The following is a 24349-nucleotide window of genomic DNA, read 5'->3' as shown; positions in this document are numbered from 1 at the left end:
CCGCCCCCGGGGACGTACTCCACAGGGAGTACGTGTGATCGCCACGCCCGGCTGACGCCCACGTGTCCCGACCCCGTCTAGCGTGGCCGTATGGAAGAGCAGCGCTCACGTATCTGCGGTGGTCCTCCCTGGTCACAGGGCGGGCCACCGCGGTTTCGGCACTGGGAGCAGCGGCGCGAGGGCGGGCGGCTGCCCTGGATGTCGACGCTGGCGCTGACCGTGTTCGTCATGGTCGGGACGCACTTTGCCGCGCAGGGCCAGGACCGGGAGCCCCTCGACGCCTTCGCGCGCGTCCTGCTGCTCGTCGGCCCGGTGCTCTGCCTGTTCCGCCACCGCTGTCCGGTCGCGGTGCTTCTCGGCGTCGCCGCCACCGCGTTCGTGTACTTCGCGGGGGGATACCCGTACGGGCCGGTCTTCCTCACCCTCGCCGTGGCCGCCTTCGCCGCCGTCGTCTCGGGGCACCGGCGGGCCGCCTGGTGGACGCTCGGAGTGCTGTGGGCCGGGCATCTGCTGATCGCGCACTGGCTCTACCGTTCTCTGCCGCCGGGCACCGACGACGCCGCGCCCTGGGCGCAGGAGTTGGTCATCACCGCCTGGGTCGTCGCGATCCTGGCGGCCGCCGAACTCGTCCGCGTACGCCGCGAGGTCTGGGCCAGGGAGCGCGCCGAGCGTGCCGCCGCCGAGCGGCGCCGCGCCGACGAGGAACGGCTGCGGATCGCGCGCGAACTGCACGACGTCCTCGCGCACTCCATCTCCGTCATCAACGTCCAGGCCGGGGTCGGCCTCGCGCTGCTCGACAGCGATCCGGAGCAGGCCAGAACCGCCCTGACCACCATCAAGGCGGCGAGCAAAGAGGCGCTCGGCGAGGTGCGGCAGGTGCTCGACACCCTGCGCGCGCCGGGCGCCGCCCCGCGCGCCCCCGCCCCTGGCCTCGCGCGCCTCCCCGAACTGGTCGAACAGGCGGCGAGCACCGGCCTGCGCGTCGATGTCGCCACGGAGGGCGAACCCCGGCCTCTGTCACCCGGCGCCGACCTGGCGGCGTTCCGTATCGTCCAGGAGGCGCTGACGAACGTCGTGCGGCACTCGGGCTCCCGTACGGCCCGGGTACGGATCGTCCACACGCCGGGCGGCTTGAGCCTGCAGGTCGACGACGACGGCCCGGCGACCGGTTCGGACGCGGGCGGCAGCGGCAACGGCCTGGCCGGAATGCGGGAGCGGGCCGCCGCTCTCGGTGGCACGATCGTGGCGGGTCCGCGGCCGGACGGCGGCTTCCGGGTACGGGCCGATCTGCCTGTGCAGCAGAAGGAGACGACGTGATCCGCGTACTGCTCGCCGACGACCAGATGCTGGTCCGGGCAGGCTTCCGGGCCCTGCTCGACGCCCAGCACGACATCGAGGTGGCGGGCGAGGCCTGCGACGGCGAGGAGGCGGTGCGACTGACCGGTGAACTGCGACCGGACGTGGTCCTGATGGACATCCGGATGCCGGTCCTCGACGGCTTGGCCGCCACCCGCCGGATCACCGGGGACGAGCGGCTGCACGAGGTCAAGGTGGTCATGCTCACCACCTTCGAGATCGACGAGTACGTCTTCGAGGCCATCCGCTCGGGCGCCTCCGGCTTCCTGGTCAAGGACACCGAACCGGAGGAACTGCTGCGTGCCGTACGGGCGGTGGTGGAGGGGGACGCGCTGCTCTCGCCGGGCGTCACCCGCCGCCTCATCGCCGAGTTCGCGGCCCGCTCCAAGGCGCCGGCCGATGCCGAGGGACTGAGTGAACTCACCGAACGGGAACGCGAGGTGATGGCACTGGTCGGCATCGGCCTGTCCAACGAGGAGATCGCCCGACGGCTTGTGGTCAGCCCGCTCACGGCGAAGACGCATGTGAGCCGCACGATGGTGAAGCTGGGTGCGCGCGACCGCGCCCAACTCGTCGTACTCGCCTATGAGTCGGGGCTGGTGCGGCCCGGCTGGCTGGGCTGATCGGGTGTGCGGGCGAACCGCCACAGCACGTGCACGACGCGCAGCACGAAAGCGACCGCGCCCACGACCGCGCCGCCCACGACCAGTCCGCGTTCCGCGGCGTGCGGCAGGGCGAACACTGTCGCCGGTCCGGCGATCCCGAGGAACGTCAGCCCCGCGACCAGGAATCCGCTGACCAGCGCGTAGCCGATCTCCACCGTGACCGCGTCCCGATCCGCCTGTGTACGTTGCCCCATGTCCGCAGTCTCACAGGGCGACGGCCGGCGGACAAGAAAGCCGCTACCGCTCCAAGTTGCCCGCTGGTCGGGTGGCTCTTGCTCTCAGGTGTCCCTGCCGCACAGTGCGCGGATGCCGTCGCTGTGCGTCACAGGATCTTGCCAGGTGCACGAGCGGGTCCGTGAAGTTGTCAGCCGGACGTGATCCGTCCAGGCTCGGCCGAGGGCGCGCCCCCTGCCCCGATGAGTTCCGGCAGGGGCGCGAGTCTGTTCCGGTGAGCGTCGTAGGACGTCGTACGTGCCCGGCACGAGATACCACGGAGGACACCATGACGACCACGCCCGGCAACAGGAGCAGCAACCTCCCCGGCAAGCCGCCGGTCGTCGACCTGGCCGGCTGGCAGGCGGCGCGCGAGGAGTTGCTGGTCCGCGAGAAGGCGCACACCCATGAGGGCGACGCGATCGCCGCGGCCCGGCGGCGGCTGCCCATGGTCGAGCTCGACGGCGCGGTCGAGGTCACCGGCGTCGACGGGCCGGTCCCGTTCCTCGACCTGTTCCAGGGTCGCGACGAGCTCGTGGTCTACCAGCACATGTGGTACGACGGCGCGCCGTACCAGGGGCAGTGCGAGGGCTGCACCACCACGGCCTGGCACGTGAAGGACGCCGTCTACCTCAATGCCCGGGGCGTCTCGTTCGCCGTGCTGACCTCCGGCCCGTGGGACGAGGTGGCTCCCTACGTCGAGTTCATGGGTTACACCCAGCCCTGGTACTCGGTGCGGGGCGTGGAGGCGCCGGTCGGCGGAGAAATGGGGCACATCGTCTGTTTCCTGCGCGACGGCGACCGCGTGTTCCTCACCTATTCCACGACGGGCCGTGGCAACGAACCGGTCAACGGATCCCTCGGCCTGCTCGACATGACGCCCTACGGCCGCGGCGAGGCGTGGGAGGACAACCCTGAGGGCCGGCCGGTGATCGGCGATGTCCGCGAAGGGTACCCGTCAGAGGGCCGCCAGGCCTGCTGGTACTGGCGCTCGGACGCCGACGGCGTCGCGACCTGGGGCCCGACCAGCCGGCCCGTGCCGCAGTGGACCCGCCCCGGCGCGACCCCCGTGGAGACCCTCGGCCGGCACGGCCACCACCACTGACGCGCCTTCGTCGACGTCGTCGGCAAGGTGTCAGGTGCCGGGCGGAACCTCCGGACGATGCGAACGGCCCCCGCTCGCCCGATCTGTGGGCGGTACGCCCGGAAGGCCGCTCGCCGTCTCAGCCGGCTGCCAGGGACTCAGGCACCCCACTGCTGACTCCCCGCCCGGTCCGTCGCGGCCCGGCTGCCGCGGCGCAGGCCGATGAGCTCGGCGACCGTGTCCAGCCAGCGTGCGGCGCGCGCCTCGTCATCCGGTGTGCCGGCGACCTGCGCGGCGGTCTCCAGCCAGTCCCGCAGGTATGCGGACGCGGCACCCGACGGCAGGGGCTCGGCCGGCCCGGCCGCGTACGTGAGGCCGCCGGCCCGGACGATCTTCGCGATGTACCTCACCGAGCGCGGCAGCACTCCGAGCCGGTCGAGGGTGACGGCGGCGGCGATCGCACCGTCGCCGAAGAGCGCGGTGCGGAAGGTGTCGCGGCTGAGGCCGTGGCGCAGCAGCGCCTCGATGTCGGTGGCGGCGAGCACCTCGTCGTCGGTACGCGGGGAGGGGTCGTGGACCATCGTCGTTCCGTTCCGGTCCGGCTCAGCGGACGGTGATCGTATAGAGGTAGTAGGCGGCTTCCTGGTCCGAGTTCTTCGGGGTCCCCGTGGCCGTCGGGACCGGCTCCGACGAGACCTCGTCGGAGCTGTGGCACCGGCCGTAGGGGCAGAACAGCAGCTTCACCGTCGCCTTCCCGGGCGAGAGCGCGGTGAAGTCGAAGAACTGGGCTCCGTCACCGTCGCCGGTGTCCTCGCGGTCGCCCCGGTACTTCAGGACGTCCGCGTCCGCGCGCGGACTCGCCAGATACCAGTTCTGGCCGAGCTCGGGGTTGGCCGGGACCTTCAGCGTGAACTCCTCGCCGTTGTCGACGGTGATGGTCCGCTCGTCGGTCTCGTACGCGGCTTCGCCGCAGCCGGTGAGGACGAGGAGCAGGGCGGCCAGGGCGGGCGCCGCACGCAGGGCGGATCGCATGGACACCCTCAGTTCCGCTCGATGTAGACGCGGCTGACATCGCCCTTGTGGGCCTTGGAGTAGCGGTCGTCGGTGGCCGCGCTGAGGTCGCCGTTGATGAAGTCGTCCTCGCTCACCCACGTGGTGGTGCCCCAGGGGTTGTAGATCTGCAGCTTCCCGTCCTCCTGCCCGATGATCATCAGGCTGTGGCCGTGCATGTTGCCGTCCTCGTCCTCGCGGGAGATGTTGAAGGGGACCGGCTTGCCGTCGGCGACGGACTTCTCGATGTCGGGCAGGACGCCGCGCCGGTCGTCGGCGCCGTCCATCTCCTGCGTGTCGTACTTGTCGCCGGTGTGCGGGCCGAGCTCCTTGTCGGAGATCTCCTCCTGCCCGTCGGAGTCCATGCCGGCCGCGTGGCGGTCCCACCACCAGCCGTCGTACTCGCCGTCGCCCTCGTCGTTCATGCGGAACTGCTCGTCGTGCAGGCGCTTGCGGAAGTGGTCGGGGTCATTGTCCTGGCCGTCGGGGCCGCCGGTGAGTTCGAGGGCGTACACCGGGTCGACCATGGCGCGCGCCGTGACCGTCGAGGACGGGACGCAGGTCTCGTCGTCCTGGGACCAGTGCTCGTCACCGAACTTCTGCTCCTCCTGCTTCGTGGTGGAGCCGATGGTGACCGGCGTCAGGTGCTCCTGGAGCCATGTCGAGTCCTTGCCGTGGATCTTCCCTCCGAACTCCTCGACCTCGCCGACGTCGTAGCCCGAGGCGAGGGCCTTTATGAGGTACGCCTTCTCCTGCGGGCTCGACGCGTTCGCCAGGAGCCGTTCCATACGGGCCCGTTCGGCGGGCGAGAGGTTCGTCATGGCACGGCCCGAGCGCTCGAGGTCGTTGGCGCTGAGGATCTCGTTCAGTTCGGCGTCGCCGCCGACGTTGCTGGTGTCGGCGAGGGCGAGGCGGTCGGCGGCGGTCAGTTCGTCGGTGTCCATCCGGCCGGCGCGGGCCTCGGCGGCGAACTTGTTGAGGTCGCGGGCCGCGACGCGGGCGGCGTCATCGGCGTCGGCGGCCGCCGTGTGCAGGTCGTTGACGCCGAGGGAGGCCAGCGAGCGGGCCCGCAGACGGAGGTCCTCCTCGTCGTCGTCCTCGTGCCAGTCGTCGAAGAAGCCGTCCTTGCCGCCGAGCATGGTGCGGGCGTCGCGCAGCTTGCCGCGGCCGGTCCTGTCCTTGGTCTGCGCGGTCTCCAGCGCGTCGGACAGCGCGATCAGTGCCTTGCCGCCGCCCTGGAACGCCTTGATCATCTGCTGGGCGTCGCGGGAGGCGGCGCCCACCACGTCGGAGGCGAGGACGCTCGTGTCGCCGACCCAGACCTGCGGAAGACCCCTGCGGGCGATCTTGTTGATCCGGTCGCTCACCGCGTCGGCCTCGTCGGTCTGGCCGGTGTAGCGCTTGCCCAAGGCCTCGATCACCTTCGGGTCGCCGACCGGCGCCGAGACGCCGAGGGCGTCCTCGATCGCGTCGATCAGGTCGTTCTTGCTGCCGGCCGAGGAGATGCGCCCGCGCAGGCCGTCGAGCTTCTGCCTGCGGTCGTTCGTGGATTCCGTCATGGACGTGTGCCCGTCAGTAGGTGGCCAGCGCGGACGGGCGCTGGGCGTGGGCCGGCATCGTGCTGACGCCGGCGTCGGCCGCCGAGCCGGCGGAGACGGCGTGGGCTCCCGTACGGACATCGATGTCGGAACCGCGGTACGCGTGGCTCGAGAGGCGGACCTTGTCCGCGAGTTCGTGCAGGGCCGCTTCGAGGACCTTGGTCTCGGCCTCCCAGGCGGCCGCGAACGCGTTGAACGCGGGCCCGGTGTCGGAGCCGCCGAGGGCGTCCTGCGTGTAGCACATCGTGCCGGCGACGGCCTTGCGGATCTTGCCCACGTCGTTGCCGGAACCGTCGAGTTCGCCGGCCTGGCCCGACATGCCCTTGTGCCCGACCTGGTAGCCCTCCGCAGAGGTCATGGCCCTTCCCCCGTTTCCCGCGTCCCTGACCCCGACACACCTCCCGGACAGGGAAGTTCGGCCAGGTCACAACCGTCGGGAAGTTAGCAGAAGACTGCCATGGACACGCCCGGCGCCACAGGTTCCCCACAGGGCTCCCGCGTATGTGCCACCTGGCGACGAGCGTCGCGCCCGCCGCAAAGCACGCTTTGCGGCGGGGGCTTCCGTCGATGCGGCCGGTTCACGCGACCGCTTCCTTGTACTGCCCGAGAAAGTCGAACTCTCCGTCGACGGTGCGGAACAGGAACAGCGCGTCGCTGTTGTAGCCCTTGTCCGCGGTGTACTCGATCGTCCGGCTGATGCCGCGGTGGTCGACCTCGGTCATGCGGCGCACGATCGCGCCCCGTTCCGCCAGGGGAGAGCCCTTCCTTGCACAGACCTCGGCCAGGAACAGCACGGCGTCGTACGCCTCCGCCGCGTACCAGCCGGGGTGCTCGCCGAACCGCGCGCGGTACGCCGCGGTGAAGGAGCGGGCCGTCGGCGTGGATGTCGGATCGATGAAGGTGGTGGCAAAGACCCAGTCCTCTGCGGCGGCACCCGCGGACTTCAGGAACCGTGTGCCGAATGCCCGTTGGGTCGCGATCCGGGCCCCGATGAACCGCGCCGTGCGCAGCGCCGACGCGAAAGCGCCCGCGCGTTCCTGGTTTCCGCTGAACACGACCGCGTCCGCACGATCCGCCATGACCTTTCCGGCCAGCGCGGCGGAATCGAGCGTCCCGGCGGCGACGCTCGTGACGGTCGCGTCCCTCCCCGCCCGTCGCAGCACCCGTTGGAGGTCGTCGCAGAGGGTCCAGGCGAAGTCGCCCTCGGCACGGTCGTCCACGAGGAACACCCTCCGCGCGTCGGCAGAGTTGGCCAGATAGGCGTTGCAGGGGGCGGCGAGCAGCTGATCGATGGGCCGCAGCGCCGCATGCGAGCGGAGAATGGACGTGCTGCCCTCCCTGACCTGTGGCGCGACCCCCACCGAAACAGAGAGGACAGGCATCACGGCCTCGGTGTAGGCGTCCTCCGCGGCAAGGAAGCACGCGTCGGTGGTGGGGCCCAGAACGGCGAGGACACGCTCGTCCGCCGTCAGCCGCTCAGCCAGGTCCCGGGCCCGTTCGGGATCGCCCCCGTCGTCGTACGGGCGCAGTGTCAGCCGCAGCGGGCGGCCGCTTTCGGCGTTGACGCGCTCGACGGCCAGCCGGGCGCCGCCCAGCTGTGCGTGCCCGGTGTCCTTCGCGGCGCCGGACAGATCCCCCTGGAAGGCCACGACGAGTTCGGGCCGTGGGGCCGAGGAGGGCGAGGAGCCGCCGCCCGTCTTCCGGCCGCCACGGGTGCTCCACCACCAGGTTCCGCCGCCTGCCGCCAGTACTCCGGCCGTGGAGCCGATGCGCAGGAATCCACGGCGGCCCACGACAGGTGTGCGGGATTCCGGATCCACCAGGGACGTCACCGTCGCGGCTTCCGGTGACACCGTGGCGGCCGGCGCGGACACCCGGGTCGGCTCGATCGCCTCCATGCCGAGCACGGCCGCGGAGCGGTCGGCGATCAGCCGCGTGACCGGCTCGGGCAGCCACCGCTCCCGGTCGTCGGGGGCGATCCCGTCCAGTGTCTCGCGGACCTGGGCGGCGGTCGGCCGCCGTGCCGGACGCTTGTCCAGGCACGCCCGTACGAGCGGCTCCAGTGCGTCCGGCAGCCCGGGCAGCTCCGGCTCCTCGTAGACCGTGCGAAGCAGCATGCCGGCGGCCGCACCGGAGCCGAAGGGCCTTACGCCCGTGGCGGCGAAGGCCAGGAGACAGCCCAGCGAGAAGACGTCGCTCGGCGGGCCGATCTCGTCGGCGCGCGCCCGCGCCTGTTCGGGCGACAGGAATCCGGGCGAGCCGACGATCACGCCGCTGGACGTGAGCGCCGTACCCTCCGGCGTCCGTGCGATGCCGAAGTCGATCAGCCGCGGCCCGTCCGGGGCCAGCAGCACATTGCCCGGCTTCACATCGCGGTGCACGAGCCCCGCCCGGTGTACCGCCTCCAGTGCCTCGGCGAGCCGGAGCCCCAGGACACACACGGTGGCGGCGGACAACGGCCCTTGCGTCTCCAGTACTTCGGAGAGCGAAGGTCCGGGTACGAACGCGGTCGCCAGCCACGGATCCTCCGCGTCGGCGTCCGCGTCCAGCAACGGGACCACCCAGGGGCTGTCCACCTGCCGGGCCACCGCGATCTCCCGGCGGAACCGGGCCCGGAAGTCCTCGCCGTCGGCATGGACCGCCCGCACGACCTTGACCGCGGCGAACGCCCCTCCGGGCGCGCGGGCCAGGAAGACGACGCCCATGCCGCCGGCTCCGAGCCGCCGCAGCATCCGGTAACGGCCCAGCCGGGACGGATCGGTCGGACGCAGCGGTTCCATCAGGCCGCGAAGGGAGCGGGGCCGCCGTACACGAAGCGACCGTCTTCGACCCGCCAGAGGGAGACCCCGGTGCCGTCGGGGACGATCTGCCCGATCTTCTGGAACGCGAACGTCCTTGTGATGCCCTGGTACTTGATGGCCCGTACGGCGGCGAGCAGCTCCTTGCGGGTGCGGCTTTTCGCCGACAGGTCCGCCAGCGCCTTCAGCACCATGCCCGCCACGTCGTAGGCCTCTGCCGCGTACCGAGGCGGCGCCTCCTTCCAGCGTTTGCGGTAGGCGTCGGCGAACGCCTTGGCCTCAGGCTTGAGCGACGCGTCGATGGCCGGTGCGACGATCGTCCATCCCTCGGCGGCTTCCTTCGCCGCCGTGAGGAAACGCGGGTCGAGCAGGGCCGGTCCGGCGGCGCGGGCGCCGGAGAAGTCGCGCTCCAGCAGCGTCCGGGCGAGGGACGCGCCCCGGTCGTGCAGCCCGGCGAAGGCAATGGAGTCGGCAGCGGCGGCCAGCAGATCCTCCACCGTGTCGCCGAAGCCGGACCGCATGGCACCCACCACCCTCGGCAGGTACGGCTGTCCCGCGTCCCGCAACACCCTGCTGAGGGTGTTGCTGAGCTCCGCGCCGTAGTTGTCGGCCGCGCGGTCGACGATGAGACCAATTTTGCGCGAGTGCGCCGTCCCGCGCAGATAGGCGCTGATGTAGAAGGGGAGCAGCGCGTCGGCGATCCGTGCGTGCAGGAACGAACGGAAGCCCTGGACACTGAGGTTGATGGCTCCGGGGGACACGGCGAGCACAGGCAGGAGGCCGGCGTCGTAGGCGGCGAGCGCCGTCTGGGCGGTCTCGTCCGTGGTCGGGCCGACCACGGCGAGCACCGACGGGTCGTCGGCGAGCTGCTTCGCCAGTCGTGCCGCGACGGCCGGGTCGCCGGTGTCGTCGACGGCCCGCACCTTCACGTCGAAGGGAGCGTCGCCCCGGGCGTTGAACTCCGCGACGGCCAGTCGCAGTCCGCGCTCCTGTGCCCGCCCCGTCTCTCGCCGGGTGCCGCTGAGGTCGCCGTGCACCGCGACGGTGAAGGCGGGGCGGCGTGACGAGGCGGAGGCGGTGGGCTTCGCCTCGTCCATGCCGCCGTTCCTGCCCAGGGTCCACCAGCCGGCGCCCGCAGCCGCCGCGAACACCGCGCCGCCGGCGAGCAGGAGGACTCGGCGCCGTCCGGGGGTCCGGGGCGTGCCCGTGGCCGACGGCACCGCATCCTCGGCACCGGATGCCGGGCGGGTGCGGGCGTCCTGCGGTCCGCTCCTGCCCTGGGAGCGGCTCTCCGGGGCGCCCTCCGTTCGTGAGGCACCGGCCGAGATCTCGGTGCGGTCGATGTCCGGCAGCGCGAGCGCGGCGGCCGAACGCCGGGCGATCAGCCGCGTGATGTCCTCCGGCAGCCATGAGCGGGCTCCGCCGCCCGCTGCCCCGCCGCCTGTCTCCGTGCCGCCGTCGGGCCTGTCATGGGCCAGTACGTCGGCGGAGTCGTCGGCCGGCTCGTCAAGCGGTTCGTCGGCCAGGTCACCAGGAAGCAGTTCCCGCACCAGTTCATCGGCACCGGGCCGCTGCGCCGGGTCCTTCTCCAGACAGCGCGACACCACCTCGCCGAGCGCGGGCGGGACACCGTCGAGGTCGGCAGGGTCGTGCACGGCCCGGTACAGCAGGGCGTCGAGTGCCCCGGTACCGAACGGCGGCCGACCCGTCGCCGCGAACGCCAGGACGCAACCGAGGGAGAACACGTCGCTCGGTGGGCCGATGGCCTGCCCGCCGCGCCCGTCGGCCTGCTCCGGTGACAGATAGCCGGGTGTGCCGACCACCAGCCCCGTCGCGGTGAGTGCCGTGTCCTCGGGCGCCCTGGAGATACCGAAGTCGATGAGCCGAGGCCCGTCGAGGGCGATCAGTACGTTGCCAGGTTTGAGGTCCCGGTGGACCAGCCCGGCCCGGTGGACCTCGGCCAGGGCCCGCGCCAGCCGGCCGCCGAGGACCCGCAGCCCGTGCTCCGTGAGCGGCCCGTGCGCGGCCACGGCCTCGGCCAGCGACGGGCCGGGTACGTACGCCGTTGCCAGCCAGGGGGCTTCGGCGTCCGCGTCGGCGTCCACCAGGGGCACGGCCCACGGACTACGGATGCGCCGGGCGACGTCGACCTCGCGCCGGAACCGCTCCCTGAAGCCTGGCTCCTCGGCGTACTCCGCCGCCAGCACCTTCAGCGCCACCAGCGCACCGCCGGGTGTGCGCGCGAGGTACACCACGCCCATGCCACCGGCGCCGAGCCGCCCGAGCAGCCGGTGGTCGGCGATACGCACGGGGTCGGAAGAACGCAGCTGCTCCATCAGCCCTTGCCTCCCAGCTCGAATCTCACACGGTCGAGCATGTTGGTGGTACCGCGGGTCACGTACTGCTCCAGTTCGTCGTTGGTGTATCCGCGGGTGCCCTTCAGCGACACCGCCACGGTCACCGGGCCCAGCCGTGTGACCATCCACCGGTACGAGGCCTTGCCGGCCGCGGAGACATAGAAGCCGTGCTCGTAGACCGAGTCGTCCGCGTAGGTGTTCCCGCGCAGGCCGAAAGGAGTGCCCACGGACATCAGGTCCGTGATCCGCTCGTCGGTGCGTACCTGCTGCTCGGGGCAGCGCAGCACCTCCTCCAGCGTGGTGGCCAGCTGGTCGTCGGCACCCGGCTCCGTGGCATGCACGGTCACCGCGGCCGTCACCCTGATCGCGCCGCGGCTCCCGCTGCCCGGCAGTTCGCTGTATTGGGACAGCGAGGCCAGCACGCCCTTGGGCAGCGTCCGGCGCTGCCATCGGCACTGCCCGTCGAGTACGGCGACGGTGCCCGATGCGCTCCGGGCCGGCTGCTGTGCCTTGAAGCCCCGGCCCCAGTCCTGTGGCCGGAACACGACCGCCTCGGCCAGTGCGGAGCCCTGACTCTTCGTACGGGGTACGAGATCCGCGTCCGCCTCGAACGGTGTCGCGGACGGCTGTGCGCCCCCCACCGCCCGGCCGGACGCGGAAACGGACGGCGCCGGGGACCGCGGCGCCTTGGAGCTGGGCTCGGCCGCCTCCTTGGCCGCCCCGGCACTGCAGCCGCCGAGCAGCACTGCCGTCGCGGCTCCTGACACTGCGGCCCTCAACCGCCAACTGCCTCTGCGCACAGTGGTTTTACCGCCCATCGCCGCCCCCTCCGTAGCTGTGCCCCCATTTGTGATCGGTGATCGTACCGAGGTACGCAAGATGGACGAGGGGGTTCCAATGTGTCTCTTCGGACACGTCGGAACTCTTGACGCGAAGGTTGAAGTAGCCCACCCTGAACGGATGTTCAGAACAGATGTTCAGAACGTCCGCGAGCATGCCGACGTGACGGTGATCGGCGGCGGTATGGCGGGCATGGCCACGGCGCTGCGGTTGCAGGCGGCCGGATTGTCCACGCTTGTGCTGGAGGCGCACGGCCACGCGGGCGGCTGTGCCGGGTACTACCGGAAGCGGGGTTTCTCCTTCGACGTGGGGGCGACCACCCTGGTCGACTTCGGCCCCGGTGGTGTCGGCGGCGAACTGCTCGAGAGCGTGGGCATCCCGCCGCTGGACGCGCATGAACTGCCCGGCTACCGCGCCTTTCTGCCGGACCGTCAGGTCGTGCTGCACCGCGATCAGGCCGCGTGGCACGAGGAACGGCTGCGCAAGCTCGGCGACAGCGAGGACCATCGCCGCTTCTGGGAGCTGCTCGACCGACTGGCGCACACCTTCTGGCAGGCCAGCCGCAGGGGCGTACGACTGCCGATACGCCGGCCCGCCGACGCCCTCCACGACCTGCGGGCAGTCGGCATACCCGGCGTACGGCTCGCCCGCCACCTGAACCGAACCCTGGGCGACGCCCTGCGGGACCACTCCCTGCGCGGCGACGACGCGCTCGTAGGGCTGCTCGGCATGCTGGTCGAGGACACCGTGCACACGACGGTCGACGACGCGCCCCTCATCAACGCGGCGCTCGGGGTGACCATCCGGGGCGCGGGACTCAGCCGCCACACCGGAGGCATGCACGGATTCTGGCGCGTCCTCGTGCAGCACTACCGGGGCCTCGGTGGCTCGCTCCGGGTGGGCTGCCCCGTCGCGCGCGTCGAAGGCGGCCCCGGTGCCTACCGGCTGACCACCCGCCGGGGCGTCGTGCATGCCCGCCGTATCGTCTGCGCGGTCCCCGCCGCCACCACGGCGACGATCTGCGCGGGGCTCCCGGTCGCCCGCAGGCTGCGGACGTACCTGGAACGGGACGCGGACGCGCTGGGCGGTGCGACCGTGGTCTTCCTCGGCGTACCCGAGTCCGAGGTGGCGGGTCATGATCTGACGCACCATCAGGTGCTGCAGGCGTACGACCGTCCCCTGGGCGACGGCAACAACATGTTCGTCTCCGTGTCCGCTCCCGGCGACACGCTCAGCGCCCCGCCCGGCCACCGAGCGGTGATGATCTCCACCCACACCGACCTCGCCGCCTGGCGCGGCCTCGACGAGGCCGCGTACGAGCAGCGCAAGAAGGAAGCAGGCGAACAACTGGTGGCCCTGGCCCGGCGCGTGTACCCCCGTCTCGGAGAGCGAGCCGTGTTCGCGCAGACCGGAACGCCCCGCAGCTACGAACGGTTCGGCTTCCGTCCGGACGGAGCGGTCGGCGGCGTGCGCCAGCATCTGCGCAACACCAACCAGCACGCCGTACCGCACGATCTCGGCGGTCCCGGGCTGTGGCTCGTCGGCGACTCGACCTGGCCCGGCCTCGGCACGGTCGCCTGCGTGCTGGGCAGCCGCATCGTCGCCGAGGGCATGCTGAGGGAGAAGGGACGGACCCGATGACCCCGACCGATCCGGCCACAGGGCCCGAACCACCGGTCGTACCGGTCACCTTGCCGCCTCGGACGGCAGGGTCCCCGGCACCGGGTCTGCCGACCCTGGCGGAGCTCGGCGAGGATCTCCTCGTCACCACACGCAGGCAGCGGATCGTCGCTCTGTCCCGCCCGGGCGCCGGAGTGCTGTGCTTTGCGGGCGCTGTCTGGCTGGGCTGGTGGTGGCTGACTCCCGTGATCGTCTTCGGCATCTTCGTCGCCGTCGTGACCGTCACCCACGACGTCGTGCACCGCACGATCGGCCTGTCCCCCCGCGCCACCGACTGGGCGCTGTTCGCGATGGGGCTGGTCCTGCTGGAGAGCGGGCACGCCTACCGGTCCACGCACACCCAGCACCACCGGATCTTCCCGCACCCCGACGACCCGGAGGGCTACCCGGCCGAGCTGTCACTGCTCGGCGCCGTCTGCTACGGCCCCGTGTTCCTCGTGCGCCTGTGGTTCTGGTCCTACCGGCGCGGGCGGGACCGCCGTTGGCTCCTCGCGGAAGCCACGGCCCCGTTCGCCGCGCTCGGCGGGGGAGTGCTGCTCCTGCCCCACACGCCAGGAGTGCTGGTCTATACGGTGATGGCGATCGTCGGGAGCTGGGTGTACCCCCTCCTGACGGTGTACCTGCCGCACCACGACTACGGAGACACCCCGTTGACGCAGACCCGCACCCTTCGCGGGAGGATCATCCCCGCCGTCTTCCTGGAGCTCACCTACCACTTGGAGCACCATCTCTACCCGCGTGTGCCCAGCCATCACCTGCCGGAGCTCTCGCGCCGGCTCGAAGGCCACTTCGCCGCCCACGGGGTCCGGCCGGTGCGCGTTGTCTGACACACGTGACCGCGTCCTCGACGCCACCCTCGCCTGCCTGGTGCGCAACGGCTACGGAGGCACGACCGCGCGGGCGATCGCCCAGACCGGCGGCTTCGCCCCCGGAGTGATCTACTACCACTTCTCGGACCTGGACGATCTGCTGGTGGCGGCGCTGGCCCGGACCAGCGCATCCCGGATACGGCGCTATCGCGCAGAACTGTCCGGGACCGACCGGGCCCTGCCCACGGTCGCACGGCTCCGCGAGCTCTACGACGAGGACACCGAAACCGGGCACATCGCCGCTGTTCAGGAGCTGTACGCCGGCGCCAGGCCCGGGTCGAGGCTGGCCGCCCAACTGGCCCTCGAAACCCGGAACTGGGAGGCGCTGGCCGAGGAACTGCTGAGTGCGCTGCTGCGCGGCAAACCACTCGCGTCCATCGTGCGTGTACCCGTACTGGCGAGTGCGTCCGTTGCCTTCTACCTCGGCATGGAAACCCTCACCCACCTCGACGGCGACCGCTCCCGCCCGGCGACACTCTTCGACCAGGCCGCCAGGCTCGCCGCGGTCTTCGACCGGATCCCTCGCCTGAACCGGCGGGCACGCCGGGCGGGTTGAGAATCCGGCGCCGGTCCGGCAGCCACATCGCGAGCCCGCCCGCTGCGGGCGGCCACGTCGCGGATGCGGACCCCGTCCGGATCGCGGGCGAAACAACGCAACGCGAGGCGGGAACCAGGCCGCTGGGCGGCGCGTCCTGTGGTCCTGGAACGGGTCGGCCGTCCGCCGGCTGTGCCATGTCCGCGCTGCCGGCCCGCTTCAGTCGCGTGATTTTCCCCGGGGAGACTGCTTGTGAACGAGAGACGGATCGACTTTCACGCCTCGTGCGGGCACCTCATGTCCGTGCCGCCTGAGCAGAGCGGCACGGACGTGCGGTGCCCGCACTGCCACCAGGTCGTCCGGGTGCCGCCGCCGGACGTGCCGTACGCCTCCCCGCTGGTCCCGTCTGCGGGTCCGCCCGAGGCGGCGGCGCTCAAACCCCTCTACCTGGTCGCCCTGCTGGGCGGCCTGACGGCCGCGGCGGTCATCTATCTCGTGATGTTCGACGACCTGTCGGAAAGCATGCTCGTCGACATCACGCCCTTCTGGTTCTTCCCCGTCGTCTTCGGCCTCTACGGCTTCACCTCCCAGCGCCTGCTCGGCTATCTCGCACAGGGCCGGGCGAGGACGCTGGCCGAGGCGGCCCGGGTGTTCATCGATGTTGCCGGGCACTGGGCCGCCCTGGTGATGTTCCCCTTCCTGGTACTGAAGTGGCGCAGCTCCCTCCTGGTCTCGCTCACCGCGGCCTTGTTCTGGGCGGTGCTGCTGTGGCTGTTCTTCGCGGTGGTCTTCCCGGCGCTGTGAGTACCGCGACCACGCGGAGACCCCGACCCGCCGACGCAACCATCAACCAGGCCGTCCGGGCCGACGTTCAAGCCTGAAGATCTCAAGCCGTACGTCAACGGGTGGGGTCCGAACCGACCGGAGCCCCCCGTCACATCCACCTGTCCGGCTCACCGGGCCCCCAGCCTCTCTGCAGCGACTGGATCTCCGTCACGGCCATCCGCGTGGACAACCACGCGTCGTACACCGCGGCCCGCCGCTGCCCGACATGACCCGGTCGCGGTACACGTGCAACTCCGACTTGGGCATCCTGCCCACCCAGCCGACGTACTCGAGCAGCGTCATCCCCCGGTCCCTCCTCGATGAGGAGGCTCGGTGGTGGTCGGAGATCTGGTCGATGCGCTCCGGGTAGACCTTCGTGCGGATGAGGGTGCCCTCGCGCAACTTGTCCATGGTCCAACCGGAGTTGTCGTCGTCGGCGGGATCATCGTCTCTGCGTCGCATGGTCATGCCCAGGACTGTCGTGCCTGCGTCCCGCACGCGGCCACACTCCGACATGGCTTCCCAGCGCCATGGGAAGAGCCGAGCCGGCCCCAGGACGGGGGCGTGAGACAAGCATCGGCGGTGTCATCGGTCCGCCTCGCGAGGAGGCGTCGCCGCTGCTTCCCGCCCGGCCCTACCCGCTTCACTGCCGGCTGTGCCGACAAGCGGAGGAGCCGCTTCACCAAGCTGGTACGGCTCGCGCCGCGGTGCGGACCTCGCCACCAGCACGCTGTCCTGACGGCGGCGTGTGCGCAGCCCGGTCAGCGTGATCAGCAGTCCGCCCGCCGCAACAACGGTGACCACCACCAGGCCGGGGCGGAAGCTGTCCAGCACCTGCTGCGGGGAGCGGCCCGTGTCACCGCCCGCCGTGACGACCGCGGTGACGACGGCGAGGAAGATCGCGCCGCCGACCTGGATCGAGGTGTTGAGCAGTCCGGAGACCATGCCCTGTTCGTGGTCCTCGACGCCGTTGGTGGCCTGGATGTTGAGGGAGGGGAAGACCAGGGCGCAGGCCGCGCCGAGCAGCAGCATCGACGGAAGGATCACCGCTGCGTAGCTCGGGGAGAGGTCGATGCGGAGGAAGAGCGCGTAGGCGATCACCAGGAGCGAGAATCCGGTGGCGATCACCCGCGGTGTGCCGAACCGGTCGACGACCGAGCCGATCTTCGTCGACGACAGGGCCACCAGTGCGCCCGCAGGCAGGAAGGCCAGTGCCGTCTGCAGGGCCGACCAGCCGAGCAGGGACTGCATGTACTGCGTGACGAGGAACTGGAAGCCGACGTAACTGCCGAAGAAGAACGCGGCGCCGAGGTTGGCCCGGATCTGGCTGCCCGAGCGCAGCACGCCCAGCCGGATCAGCGGGTGGGCGCTGCGCCGCTCGATGGTGGTGAACACGGTGAGCAGCGCGGCGGTGGCGAGGAACGACAGCAGGGTCCGGGCCGAGGTCCAGCCCGCCTCGGGAGCCTGGACGACGGTGAAGACGAGCAGCAGCATCGAGAGCGTGCCGGTGACGGCGCCCGGAAGGTCGTATCCCTTGCCGGAGTCCTCTCGGCTGCTGCGGGGGATCAGCTTGACGCCGGCGATCAGCGCGATCAGAGCGATCGGCGCGGGCAGCAGCATCGTCAGCCGCCAGCTCACCTCGGTGAGCAGCCCGGAGAGCACCAGGCCCATGGAGAATCCGGTGGCGGCGCAGGTGGTGTAGATGGACAGGGCGCGGTTGCGCTGCGGGCCTTCCCTGAAGGTCGTGGTGATGATCGAGAGCCCGGCGGGCGCGGTGAAGGCGGCGCTCAGGCCCTTGATGAACCGGCTGGCGATCAGCAGCGGTCCGGAGTCGACGAGCCCGCCGAGCAGGGAGGCGAGCGCGAAGACGGCGAGGGCGATCAGGAAGACGCGGCGCCGGCCGAGGAGGTCGGCCGCGCGGCCGCCGAGCAGGAGGAGTCCGCCGTAGCCGAGGATGTAGCCGCTGACGATCCACTGCAGGGTCGAGGTGGACAGGCCGAGATCAGTGGCGATGGACGGCAGGGCGACGCCCACCATCGAGACGTCCAGGGCGTCCAGGAACATAGCGGCGCAGAGCACGAGCAGAGTGCCCCACAGACGGGGGCTCCAGCGCTCCTGCGTATCGGGGACGGCGATCGGTGTGGTCATGGGCAGCACGCTACATGCACATGCATTGAATGCAAGTGCATTTAATTCTCGTGCAACAAAGTGCCGCTTTTCTGCTACCGTGCGGTCATGGGAGCAACGAAGTCCGAGCGGGCGCTCGTGGAGCAGTGGCGGGACGTTCTCGCACTTCACGCCCGTACGACCTGCGAACTCGACCGTGAGCTGCACCAGCACGGGCTCGGCGCCAGCGACTTCGAGGTGCTCGACGTGCTCGCCGAGATTCCGGCCGACGCCGAGGGCGATGCCTGCTCGTACCGCGTCCAGGAGCTCGCGTCCCGCGTCCACCTCAGCCAGAGTGCGCTGTCCCGCCTGGTCGCACGGCTCGAGAAGGACGGCCTGGTGACCCGAGGGATGTGCAGCGAGGACCGGCGTGGGGTGCGCGTACGGCTCACCGGCGAGGGCCGGGCGCGTCATGCCCAGGTGCAGCCGGTTCAGCGTGCGGTGCTCTCCCGGATGCTGTCGGGCGTGGAGCAGCCCGGGGCCGGGGCGGCCACGGCGTGACAGCGGAGTTCGCGCCGGATCGGCGCGAACCCCGCTCGCCGGTGACCGACTCGGCATCCGGCGGCAGCCGGTTCCGTGGCATCGGGCACGGAAGCCGGTCAGCGCAGTGACGGCTCGTCGGTGCCGTCCACCAGGGCGGCCGGCCGGTGTGCCGGCTGCGGCTGGTGCGCGTTCGTGGCCGCGGGCGTGGCGTGCCGGGCCCCGTAACCGATCAGTGCCGCGCCCGCCGCGAGCGCCGCGACCGTCGTGAGGGCCAGCGGCAGTGAGAACCAGTCCGCGAGGAAGCCGATCGCGGGCGGGCCCAGCAGCATTCCGCCGTATCCGAGTGTCGAGGCAGCGGCCACGCCGGCGGGTCCGGCCAGCGCACCCGCGCGGGCCACCGCCAGCGGGAAGATGTTCGCGAGGCCCAGGCCGGTCACGGCGAAACCGAGCAGAGCCGCCCATACGCCGGGCGCGAGCGCGCCGAGCAGCATGCCCGCGGCGGCCGTCAGGCCGCCCGCGACCAGCGTGCGGGTCTGACCCAGGCGCTCCAGCAGGGCTGTGCCGGACAGTCGGCCGGCGGTCATGGCCAGGGCGAACAGTGAGTAGCCGGCGGCGGCGACGCCCGGGTGGGCGTGCAGATCCTGCTCCAGATGGAGCGCGCTCCAGTCCGCCATCGCCCCCTCCCCGTACGCGGTGCACAGCGCGATCACGCCGAAGAGCAGAACGAGCCGACGCGTGCGGCCCGACATCCGGCGGGGCGTGGTCCGGTCCGTGCCGCCGGCGGGGGCAGGTGCGGGGTGGCGCAGCAGTACCGGCCCGGCCGTGGCCGTGACAGCCAGCCCGGCGACGGTCAGGCCGAGCAGATGCGCGGTGGGGGACAGCCCGCCCGCGACCAGCCCGCCCAGCCCTGCACCCAGCATCCCGCCGAGGCTGAACGCCGCGTGGAAACTGGGCATGACGGGCCGTCGCATCTCGGCCACGAGGTCGACCGCCGCGCTGTTCATGGCGACGTTCATCCCGCCGTAGGCGGCGCCGAAGACCAGCAGTACCAGGCCGAGGGCCGCGGCCGAACGGGTCAGCGGCGGCAGCGCCATGCTCAGCGCGAGCAGTGCGCCGGCGGCCACGGTCACCGGATGGCTGCCGTAGCGGCGGCAGAGCCGTCCGGTGAGGGTCATCGTCACCACCGCTCCGGCGGAGACCCCCAGGAGGGCGAGTCCCAGGTCGCCTGTCGACGACCCGGTCTGCTGCTTGATGGCGGGGATGCGGACGACCCAGCCGGCGAAGAGAAAGCCGTCGAGGGCGAAGAAGACGGTCAGCGCGGTGCGGAGGCGGGACAGGGGGGTGGGGGCAGGGTCTCTGCCGGGTCCCCCCGGTGCGGCCGTCCTGAGTTTGTTTATGAGCGGCACAAAGTCAGGATAGGGGGCGGCGGCCGTTCCGTACAAGGCGGCAGACGAGCGACGGGATCATGGGAGACTCGCCTTCATGAACGGCAACGCGACGACGCGGGCAAAGCTGGAACGGGGCAGGAGCGCACTCGGCCCTGCGCTGGAACTGGTGCATACCGGCCGTGCCCCGACGCGCGCCGTCCTCACGGCCGAACTCGGCGTCACCCGCGCCACCGCCGGCGCCGTGGCCGCCGAACTCGAGGCCCTCGGCCTGATCCGCGTCGACTCCCGGCCCACCGCCGCAGCGGGTTCCCAGGGCCGCCCCTCGCACCGCCTCGAGATCGACGACACCGGCCCCGTCGTCCTCGCCGCCCAGGTGCATGCCGACGGATTCCGCGCCGCCCTGGTCGGACTCGGCGGCCGTACCGTCGCCACCGCGCCCGGCTGTGTCACGGTCCAGGCCGACCCCGCGCAGGTGCTCGGCGAGGTCGTGGCAGCCGGCGCCGACCTGCTGCGCGCCAGTGGCCGGCGGTGCGTCGGCGCCGGACTCGCCGTGCCCTCCGCGGTCGCCGAGCCGGACGGCACCGCGCTCAATCCGCTGCATCTGGCGTGGCCGGCAGGGGCCCCGGTACGGGACATCTTCGCCGAGCAGGTACACGCCGCCGGGATCCAGGGACCGGCGTTCACCGGCAACGATGTCAATCTCGCGGCACTCGCCGAACACCGCCACGGCTCCGGACGGGGGGCACAGCATCTGCTCTGCGTCGCCACCGGCCACCGCGGTGTCGGCGGGGCGCTGGTCCTCGACGGCCGTCTGCACACCGGGAGCTCCGGGCTCGCCCTCGAGGTCGGCCATCTCACCGTCACCCCCGACGGCCGTCCCTGTCACTGCGGCAGTCGAGGCTGCCTCGATGTCGAGGCCGACCCGCTCGCCTTCCTCACGGCCGCCGGCCGCGATCCCGGCCCCGAGGTCTCGCTCCTGGAACAGTCCCGGGAACTGCTGCGCGCCGACTACGGCGATCCGACCGTGCGGGCCGCCGCCGAGGAACTCATCGACCGCCTCGGCCTCGGGCTCGCCGGGCTGGTCAACATCCTCAACCCGGACCGCATCATCCTCGGCGGACTGCACCGCGACCTGCTGGACGCCGACCCGGACCGGCTGCGTGCCGTGGTCGCCGACCGCAGCCTGTGGGGCCGCAGCGGAGGCGTTCCCATCCTGGCCTGCACCCTCGACCACAACAGCCTGGTGGGTGCGGCCGAATTGGCATGGCAGCCGGTCCTGGACGACCCGCTCGGCGCCCTCGGCTGATGAGCGCCGGGTCCGCGGTGGGAGCCTGCCCGCTCCGCGCGCCGGAGGTCCGCACCCGGCGCCGGTGGTCCCGGCCCGCACCGGTGGCCGACACCCGTCCGGAGGCACGAGGGACGGCTCCCTCCGCGGTTGCGGGTAGTCCACGACCATGACTGACAAGCCCTCCGGCCCGGAACGCACCGTGAACCCACGGCTCCTCCGTCTGTACGACTGGATCGAGGCCTCACCCGTGGGCCTGGGCTGGAACCGCGCCCGCGAGATGGAGTTGATGCACCGGGCCATGGGCTTTGCCGCACTCGGCTTTCTGACCCTCGTACCGCTGCTGATCCTCGTCGCCGCGGCCGACCCGGCGAGCGGCCAGGGCTTCGCCCGCTGGATGGGCGCGGCGCTCGGAGTGTCCAAGGAGTCCCAGGACGAGGTGGAGCGGCTGTTCGGTCTGCCGGGGCAGGCGCTGCAGCGCACCACGGCATTCGGCCTGGCCGCGCTCACCGTGTTCGGACTGACCTTCGGCTCCGCCGTACAGACCGGCTACGAGAAGGTGTGGGACCTGCCCACGGCCCGCTGGCACACCTTGTGGCGCCATGTGGTCTGGCTTGCCCTGCTCATCTTCTCCCTGATCGCGTTCGTCAACACGCCCGAACCGGAGGACTCCGTCCCTCTCACCGTGGTTGTGGCACTGGGCGATCTGATCGGCACCTTCCTGTTCTTCTGGGCCTCCCAGCGGCTGCTGCTGTGCGGCAGGGTCCGCTGGCGGGCGCTGATCCCCGGGGCAGTGACCACGGCCCTGTTCATGCTGGGACTGCGGATCTTCTCCCAAATGGTCTTCTCCCCGTTGATCGCCTCGAACGCGGTCACGTACGGGCCGTTCGGGACGGTCCTCGTCATCCAGTCCTGGCTCGTCGGCGTCGGCGTGGTCGTCTACGCCGGCGCCCTGGTGGGACGGCTGATCCACGAGGCGCTCACCCGGCGCCGGCTGGAGCGCGAGATCGTGCTGGAACACGGCAGGCACCACCCGGCCTAGGCCCTCTCGGGGCTCGGACGGCGGCAACGGGTGACACCCCCGGCAGCGTCGACGACGGCCGCGTGAAGCGCCCCTAAGCTCTGCCCGAGGCGGGGGTGCGCAGAGCAGGAAAGCGGGTGCCATGCTTGCCGTTGCGGTCATCGCGGGAGTTCTGTTCGTCTGGTCGCTGCTCGCGCACAGACTTTCGCGATGGAGCATCACCGCGCCCATTGCGATGATGGTGGCCGGTATCGCGCTGACCGCAGGATCGGATCCCCCGCTCAGATTCGATTTCGACACGGCCGTGTTCGAGCACGCGGTGGAAGTCGTCCTGGCCCTGCTGCTCTTCGTGGACGCCATCGAGGTTCCCGGCGGAATCCTCGGGCGGGAGAAAAGGCTGGTCGTGCGCCTGCTCGCCGGTGCTCTGCCGCTCACCCTGTGCGCCGCGTTCCTGGCCGGATTTCTCATCTTCCCCGGTGAGTCGGGGTGGCTGCTCGCGGTCCTGGCGACCGTCGTCGTGCCGCTGGATCTGGCCCCCACCGCGGCCGTCGTCCGCGACCGCAGAATCCCTTCCCGGCTGCGCGAGGTCCTCAACGTCGAAGGAGGCCTCAACGACGGCATCATCTCGCCGGTCTTTCTCCTGTGCATCGCCGTCGCCGCCGAATCGCACGGTGCCCATGCCGACTACGCGAGCGCGCTGCTGGCAGCGGTCGAGGCAGCCGGCTGGGCCCTCGTCAGCGGCCTGGTCATCGGCTCCGTGGCCGGCCGGCTGCTGCGCCTGTCGTGGTCGCGCGGGTGGACCCAGCCGTCGGCGCTGAGGCTGGGCGTGCTCGCCGTCCCGGTGGCGGCGTACAGCCTCTCCGCTGCTCTGGGGGGAAACGGATTCGTCGCCTGCTTCGTGGCCGGTGTGTGCATCGCCCCGGCGCTGCGGCGGCTCCCCGAGAGCGCGGTGGAGATGACCGACGATCTGGTCGCCCTGATGACCCTCGCGCTCTGGTTCCTGTTCGGGCAGATCGTCAACAACATGTTCTGGGAGGGCCTCGAGGCCTCGGTCATCCTCTACGCGCTGATCGCCGTCACGCTGCTCCGCCTGCTTCCCGTCCTGCTGGTGCTCACGGGGACGGGGCTGAAACCGGCGGACAAGCTCTTCCTGGGCTGGATGGGCCCGAGAGGCGTGACCTCCATCGTTTTCGGGGCACTCGCGGTCATCGATCTGCCCGACGAGAGCGCGGACTTCATCGCCCGCGTCATGGTGATGACCGTCATGGCCAGCATCGTGCTGCACGGGCTGAGCACCGAGCCGATCTGCCGCTTCTACGCCCGGCGCAGCAGCGCCGTCCCGACCGGTGCGCTCCCGGCCGGGAGCCGGGACGACGAACCGTGACCGGTTCGCCACCGGCATTCACCAGCGCCGCCCACGGCCTGGCGTGACCCGCTACGGGGCCGACCCGTGCGGCCTCGTACGGACCACGGGCGGGCACATGGCACCGCCCTGTACCGCCGCCCGCGATCGTCTTCGCGACCGGCCGAGGCGAGCGTGTCTCCCGGCTCACCGCGTTCCTGTCCCTGGCGCACGATTGCCGCGAGCCGGTCGCGCAGCCGACGCAGCGTCCTGTCGACCGGGGTGCACAACAGCTCCCCATCACGTCGGGCTCACAGGGGAAGCAGTTGCGGCCGCGTTGCGTACTCCCGCCGTGGTAGGCGAACTGCCGCTGGCCGTACGACGACTTCGGCGCCTGCCGGCGCGAACCTCGGAATCAACGACGAAACATCATCGCCACCGAGGAGCTGAACCACCGTGAACACACTCGCCCATGCATCCGGACCCGGCCCGTGGGTCCTGTTCTTCCCGCTGATCTGGGCGGCCGTCGTCATCGGCGTCGTCACCGCCTTGCGCCGCACCGGCATCGTCCGTGGCCGGCGCGCGCCCTGGCAGGGCGTGCGTACCTCCGCGCCCGGCGAGAACTCGCCGATCGCGCTGCTCGGCCGCCGGTTCGCTGCCGGTGAGATCGACGAGGACGAGTACTGGCGGCGGCTGTCCGTCCTGGACGAGCAGTTCGGACGTGTACCCAAGGACGGTGCGGCATGACGCCGCGCCCCACACCCGGACCCGGGTCGCCGCCCGGGTGATCGACG

Annotated in this window: 23 protein-coding genes; 12 read left to right on the top strand and 11 right to left on the bottom strand. The window is 71.5% G+C overall.

Annotation, left to right across the window (positions count from 1 at the left end; genetic code table 11):
• Positions 1 to 90 precede the first annotated feature (90 nt).
• Together ABZ208_RS29780 and ABZ208_RS29775 are read left to right on the top strand one after the other, a co-directional pair.
• Positions 91 to 1317 (top strand): sensor histidine kinase, encoded by a 1227-nt coding sequence (locus ABZ208_RS29780; protein ID WP_356912537.1) that lies wholly within the window; start codon positions 91 to 93, stop codon positions 1315 to 1317.
• On the top strand, positions 1314 to 1979 hold the full coding sequence (locus ABZ208_RS29775; RefSeq protein WP_328403464.1) for a response regulator transcription factor: 666 nt from the start codon (positions 1314 to 1316) through the stop codon (positions 1977 to 1979). Before ABZ208_RS29780 ends, ABZ208_RS29775 begins: the two co-directional genes overlap by 4 nt.
• On the opposite strand, the gene ABZ208_RS29770 is transcribed toward ABZ208_RS29775, so the two are convergent.
• On the bottom strand, positions 1940 to 2215 hold the full coding sequence (locus ABZ208_RS29770) for a DUF6332 family protein (RefSeq protein WP_356912536.1): 276 nt from the start codon (positions 2213 to 2215) through the stop codon (positions 1940 to 1942). The two genes, ABZ208_RS29775 and ABZ208_RS29770, sit on opposite strands and share 40 nt — an antisense overlap.
• Before the next feature lie 308 nt (positions 2216 to 2523).
• Between ABZ208_RS29770 and ABZ208_RS29765 the strand changes: the two genes are divergently transcribed.
• Positions 2524 to 3339, top strand: coding sequence for a DUF899 domain-containing protein (locus ABZ208_RS29765; protein ID WP_356912535.1), 816 nt, complete (start codon positions 2524 to 2526; stop codon positions 3337 to 3339).
• Positions 3340 to 3476: 137 nt separating this feature from the next.
• Here the strand turns inward: ABZ208_RS29765 and ABZ208_RS29760 are convergent, their stop codons facing one another.
• The 7 genes from ABZ208_RS29760 to ABZ208_RS29730 all read right to left on the bottom strand — a co-directional run bounded on the left by ABZ208_RS29760 (position 3477) and on the right by ABZ208_RS29730 (position 11888).
• Positions 3477 to 3899 carry a hypothetical protein gene (locus tag ABZ208_RS29760; protein WP_356912534.1) on the bottom strand — a complete coding sequence of 141 codons (423 nt, stop codon included), beginning with the start codon at positions 3897 to 3899 and terminating at the stop codon, positions 3477 to 3479.
• 22 nt (positions 3900 to 3921) lie between these two features.
• Positions 3922 to 4356, bottom strand: coding sequence for a protease inhibitor I42 family protein (locus tag ABZ208_RS29755; RefSeq protein WP_356912533.1), 435 nt, complete (start codon positions 4354 to 4356; stop codon positions 3922 to 3924).
• A gap of 2 nt (positions 4357 to 4358) precedes the next feature.
• Complete coding sequence (locus ABZ208_RS29750) at positions 4359 to 5927, bottom strand: peptidoglycan-binding protein (RefSeq protein ID WP_356912532.1); 1569 nt, start codon at positions 5925 to 5927, stop codon at positions 4359 to 4361.
• Positions 5928 to 5940: 13 nt separating this feature from the next.
• Positions 5941 to 6324: a hypothetical protein gene (locus ABZ208_RS29745; protein WP_356912531.1), complete on the bottom strand. Its 384-nt coding sequence runs from the start codon at positions 6322 to 6324 to the stop codon at positions 5941 to 5943.
• 220 nt (positions 6325 to 6544) lie between these two features.
• Positions 6545 to 8746, bottom strand: coding sequence for a bifunctional serine/threonine-protein kinase/ABC transporter substrate-binding protein (locus tag ABZ208_RS29740; protein WP_356912530.1), 2202 nt, complete (start codon positions 8744 to 8746; stop codon positions 6545 to 6547).
• Entirely contained in the window at positions 8746 to 11100 is a 2355-nt protein-coding gene (locus tag ABZ208_RS29735; RefSeq protein ID WP_356912529.1) for a bifunctional serine/threonine-protein kinase/ABC transporter substrate-binding protein, read from the bottom strand. Before ABZ208_RS29735 ends, ABZ208_RS29740 begins: the two co-directional genes overlap by 1 nt.
• The gene (locus ABZ208_RS29730) at positions 11100 to 11888 is read right to left on the bottom strand and encodes a hypothetical protein (RefSeq protein ID WP_356912528.1); all 789 of its coding nucleotides are present in this window, start codon (positions 11886 to 11888) and stop codon (positions 11100 to 11102) included. Before ABZ208_RS29730 ends, ABZ208_RS29735 begins: the two co-directional genes overlap by 1 nt.
• Positions 11889 to 12081: 193 nt before the next feature.
• Here ABZ208_RS29730 and ABZ208_RS29725 point away from each other — a divergent pair, with 193 nt between their 5' ends.
• The 4 genes from ABZ208_RS29725 (at position 12082) to ABZ208_RS29710 (ending at position 15849) form a co-directional block, all read left to right on the top strand.
• A complete protein-coding gene (locus ABZ208_RS29725) occupies positions 12082 to 13602 on the top strand; it encodes an NAD(P)/FAD-dependent oxidoreductase (RefSeq protein ID WP_356912527.1) in 1521 nt (506 codons plus the stop codon).
• Entirely contained in the window at positions 13599 to 14468 is an 870-nt protein-coding gene (locus tag ABZ208_RS29720; protein WP_356912526.1) for a fatty acid desaturase, read from the top strand. Before ABZ208_RS29725 ends, ABZ208_RS29720 begins: the two co-directional genes overlap by 4 nt.
• Positions 14461 to 15066, top strand: a complete 606-nt coding sequence (locus tag ABZ208_RS29715; protein ID WP_356912525.1) for a TetR/AcrR family transcriptional regulator — start codon at positions 14461 to 14463, stop codon at positions 15064 to 15066. Before ABZ208_RS29720 ends, ABZ208_RS29715 begins: the two co-directional genes overlap by 8 nt.
• Before the next feature lie 231 nt (positions 15067 to 15297).
• Positions 15298 to 15849: a hypothetical protein gene (locus ABZ208_RS29710; RefSeq protein WP_356912524.1), complete on the top strand. Its 552-nt coding sequence runs from the start codon at positions 15298 to 15300 to the stop codon at positions 15847 to 15849.
• Positions 15850 to 16038: 189 nt separating this feature from the next.
• Here ABZ208_RS29710 and ABZ208_RS29705 read toward each other — a convergent pair whose 3' ends face one another.
• Both ABZ208_RS29705 and ABZ208_RS29700 read right to left on the bottom strand, forming a co-directional pair.
• Entirely contained in the window at positions 16039 to 16338 is a 300-nt protein-coding gene (locus ABZ208_RS29705; RefSeq protein WP_356912523.1) for a hypothetical protein, read from the bottom strand.
• Between the two features lie 117 nt (positions 16339 to 16455).
• Positions 16456 to 18018, bottom strand: a complete 1563-nt coding sequence (locus ABZ208_RS29700; protein WP_356912522.1) for an MFS transporter — start codon at positions 18016 to 18018, stop codon at positions 16456 to 16458.
• 87 nt (positions 18019 to 18105) lie between these two features.
• Here ABZ208_RS29700 and ABZ208_RS29695 point away from each other — a divergent pair, with 87 nt between their 5' ends.
• Positions 18106 to 18537 carry a MarR family transcriptional regulator gene (locus ABZ208_RS29695; protein ID WP_356912521.1) on the top strand — a complete coding sequence of 144 codons (432 nt, stop codon included), beginning with the start codon at positions 18106 to 18108 and terminating at the stop codon, positions 18535 to 18537.
• Positions 18538 to 18635: 98 nt separating this feature from the next.
• Here ABZ208_RS29695 and ABZ208_RS29690 read toward each other — a convergent pair whose 3' ends face one another.
• Positions 18636 to 19925, bottom strand: coding sequence for an MFS transporter (locus ABZ208_RS29690; RefSeq protein ID WP_356912520.1), 1290 nt, complete (start codon positions 19923 to 19925; stop codon positions 18636 to 18638).
• 76 nt (positions 19926 to 20001) lie between these two features.
• Between ABZ208_RS29690 and ABZ208_RS29685 the strand changes: the two genes are divergently transcribed.
• From ABZ208_RS29685 to ABZ208_RS29670, 4 genes are all read left to right on the top strand, one after another.
• Positions 20002 to 21213: an ROK family protein gene (locus ABZ208_RS29685; protein WP_356912519.1), complete on the top strand. Its 1212-nt coding sequence runs from the start codon at positions 20002 to 20004 to the stop codon at positions 21211 to 21213.
• Between the two features lie 148 nt (positions 21214 to 21361).
• On the top strand, positions 21362 to 22234 hold the full coding sequence (locus tag ABZ208_RS29680) for a YhjD/YihY/BrkB family envelope integrity protein (protein ID WP_356912518.1): 873 nt from the start codon (positions 21362 to 21364) through the stop codon (positions 22232 to 22234).
• Positions 22235 to 22355: 121 nt separating this feature from the next.
• A complete protein-coding gene (locus ABZ208_RS29675; RefSeq protein WP_356912517.1) occupies positions 22356 to 23597 on the top strand; it encodes a cation:proton antiporter in 1242 nt (413 codons plus the stop codon).
• A gap of 414 nt (positions 23598 to 24011) precedes the next feature.
• Positions 24012 to 24302: an SHOCT domain-containing protein gene (locus tag ABZ208_RS29670; protein ID WP_356912516.1), complete on the top strand. Its 291-nt coding sequence runs from the start codon at positions 24012 to 24014 to the stop codon at positions 24300 to 24302.
• The last annotated feature ends 47 nt before the right edge of the window (positions 24303 to 24349 follow it).

Source organism: Streptomyces sp. NPDC006208, assembly GCF_040613775.1.
In the GTDB taxonomy this organism is placed as follows: Bacteria; Actinomycetota; Actinomycetes; order Streptomycetales; family Streptomycetaceae; genus Streptomyces.
Note: the sequence above shows the minus strand (reverse complement) of the source record. Positions and strands in the feature narration are given on the sequence as shown.

Coding starts and splice junctions, on each gene's coding strand:
- ABZ208_RS29780 (WP_356912537.1), top strand. CDS start 91: ATGGAAGAGCAGCGCTCACGTATCTGCGGTGGTCCTCCCTGGTCACAG.
- ABZ208_RS29770 (WP_356912536.1), bottom strand. CDS start 2,215: ATGGGGCAACGTACACAGGCGGATCGGGACGCGGTCACGGTGGAGATC.
- ABZ208_RS29765 (WP_356912535.1), top strand. CDS start 2,524: ATGACGACCACGCCCGGCAACAGGAGCAGCAACCTCCCCGGCAAGCCG.
- ABZ208_RS29760 (WP_356912534.1), bottom strand. CDS start 3,899: ATGGTCCACGACCCCTCCCCGCGTACCGACGACGAGGTGCTCGCCGCC.
- ABZ208_RS29750 (WP_356912532.1), bottom strand. CDS start 5,927: ATGACGGAATCCACGAACGACCGCAGGCAGAAGCTCGACGGCCTGCGC.
- ABZ208_RS29745 (WP_356912531.1), bottom strand. CDS start 6,324: ATGACCTCTGCGGAGGGCTACCAGGTCGGGCACAAGGGCATGTCGGGC.
- ABZ208_RS29740 (WP_356912530.1), bottom strand. CDS start 8,746: ATGGAACCGCTGCGTCCGACCGATCCGTCCCGGCTGGGCCGTTACCGG.
- ABZ208_RS29735 (WP_356912529.1), bottom strand. CDS start 11,100: ATGGAGCAGCTGCGTTCTTCCGACCCCGTGCGTATCGCCGACCACCGG.
- ABZ208_RS29725 (WP_356912527.1), top strand. CDS start 12,082: ATGTTCAGAACAGATGTTCAGAACGTCCGCGAGCATGCCGACGTGACG.
- ABZ208_RS29720 (WP_356912526.1), top strand. CDS start 13,599: ATGACCCCGACCGATCCGGCCACAGGGCCCGAACCACCGGTCGTACCG.
- ABZ208_RS29705 (WP_356912523.1), bottom strand. CDS start 16,338: ATGACCATGCGACGCAGAGACGATGATCCCGCCGACGACGACAACTCC.
- ABZ208_RS29700 (WP_356912522.1), bottom strand. CDS start 18,018: ATGACCACACCGATCGCCGTCCCCGATACGCAGGAGCGCTGGAGCCCC.
- ABZ208_RS29695 (WP_356912521.1), top strand. CDS start 18,106: ATGGGAGCAACGAAGTCCGAGCGGGCGCTCGTGGAGCAGTGGCGGGAC.
- ABZ208_RS29685 (WP_356912519.1), top strand. CDS start 20,002: ATGAACGGCAACGCGACGACGCGGGCAAAGCTGGAACGGGGCAGGAGC.
- ABZ208_RS29680 (WP_356912518.1), top strand. CDS start 21,362: ATGACTGACAAGCCCTCCGGCCCGGAACGCACCGTGAACCCACGGCTC.
- ABZ208_RS29675 (WP_356912517.1), top strand. CDS start 22,356: ATGCTTGCCGTTGCGGTCATCGCGGGAGTTCTGTTCGTCTGGTCGCTG.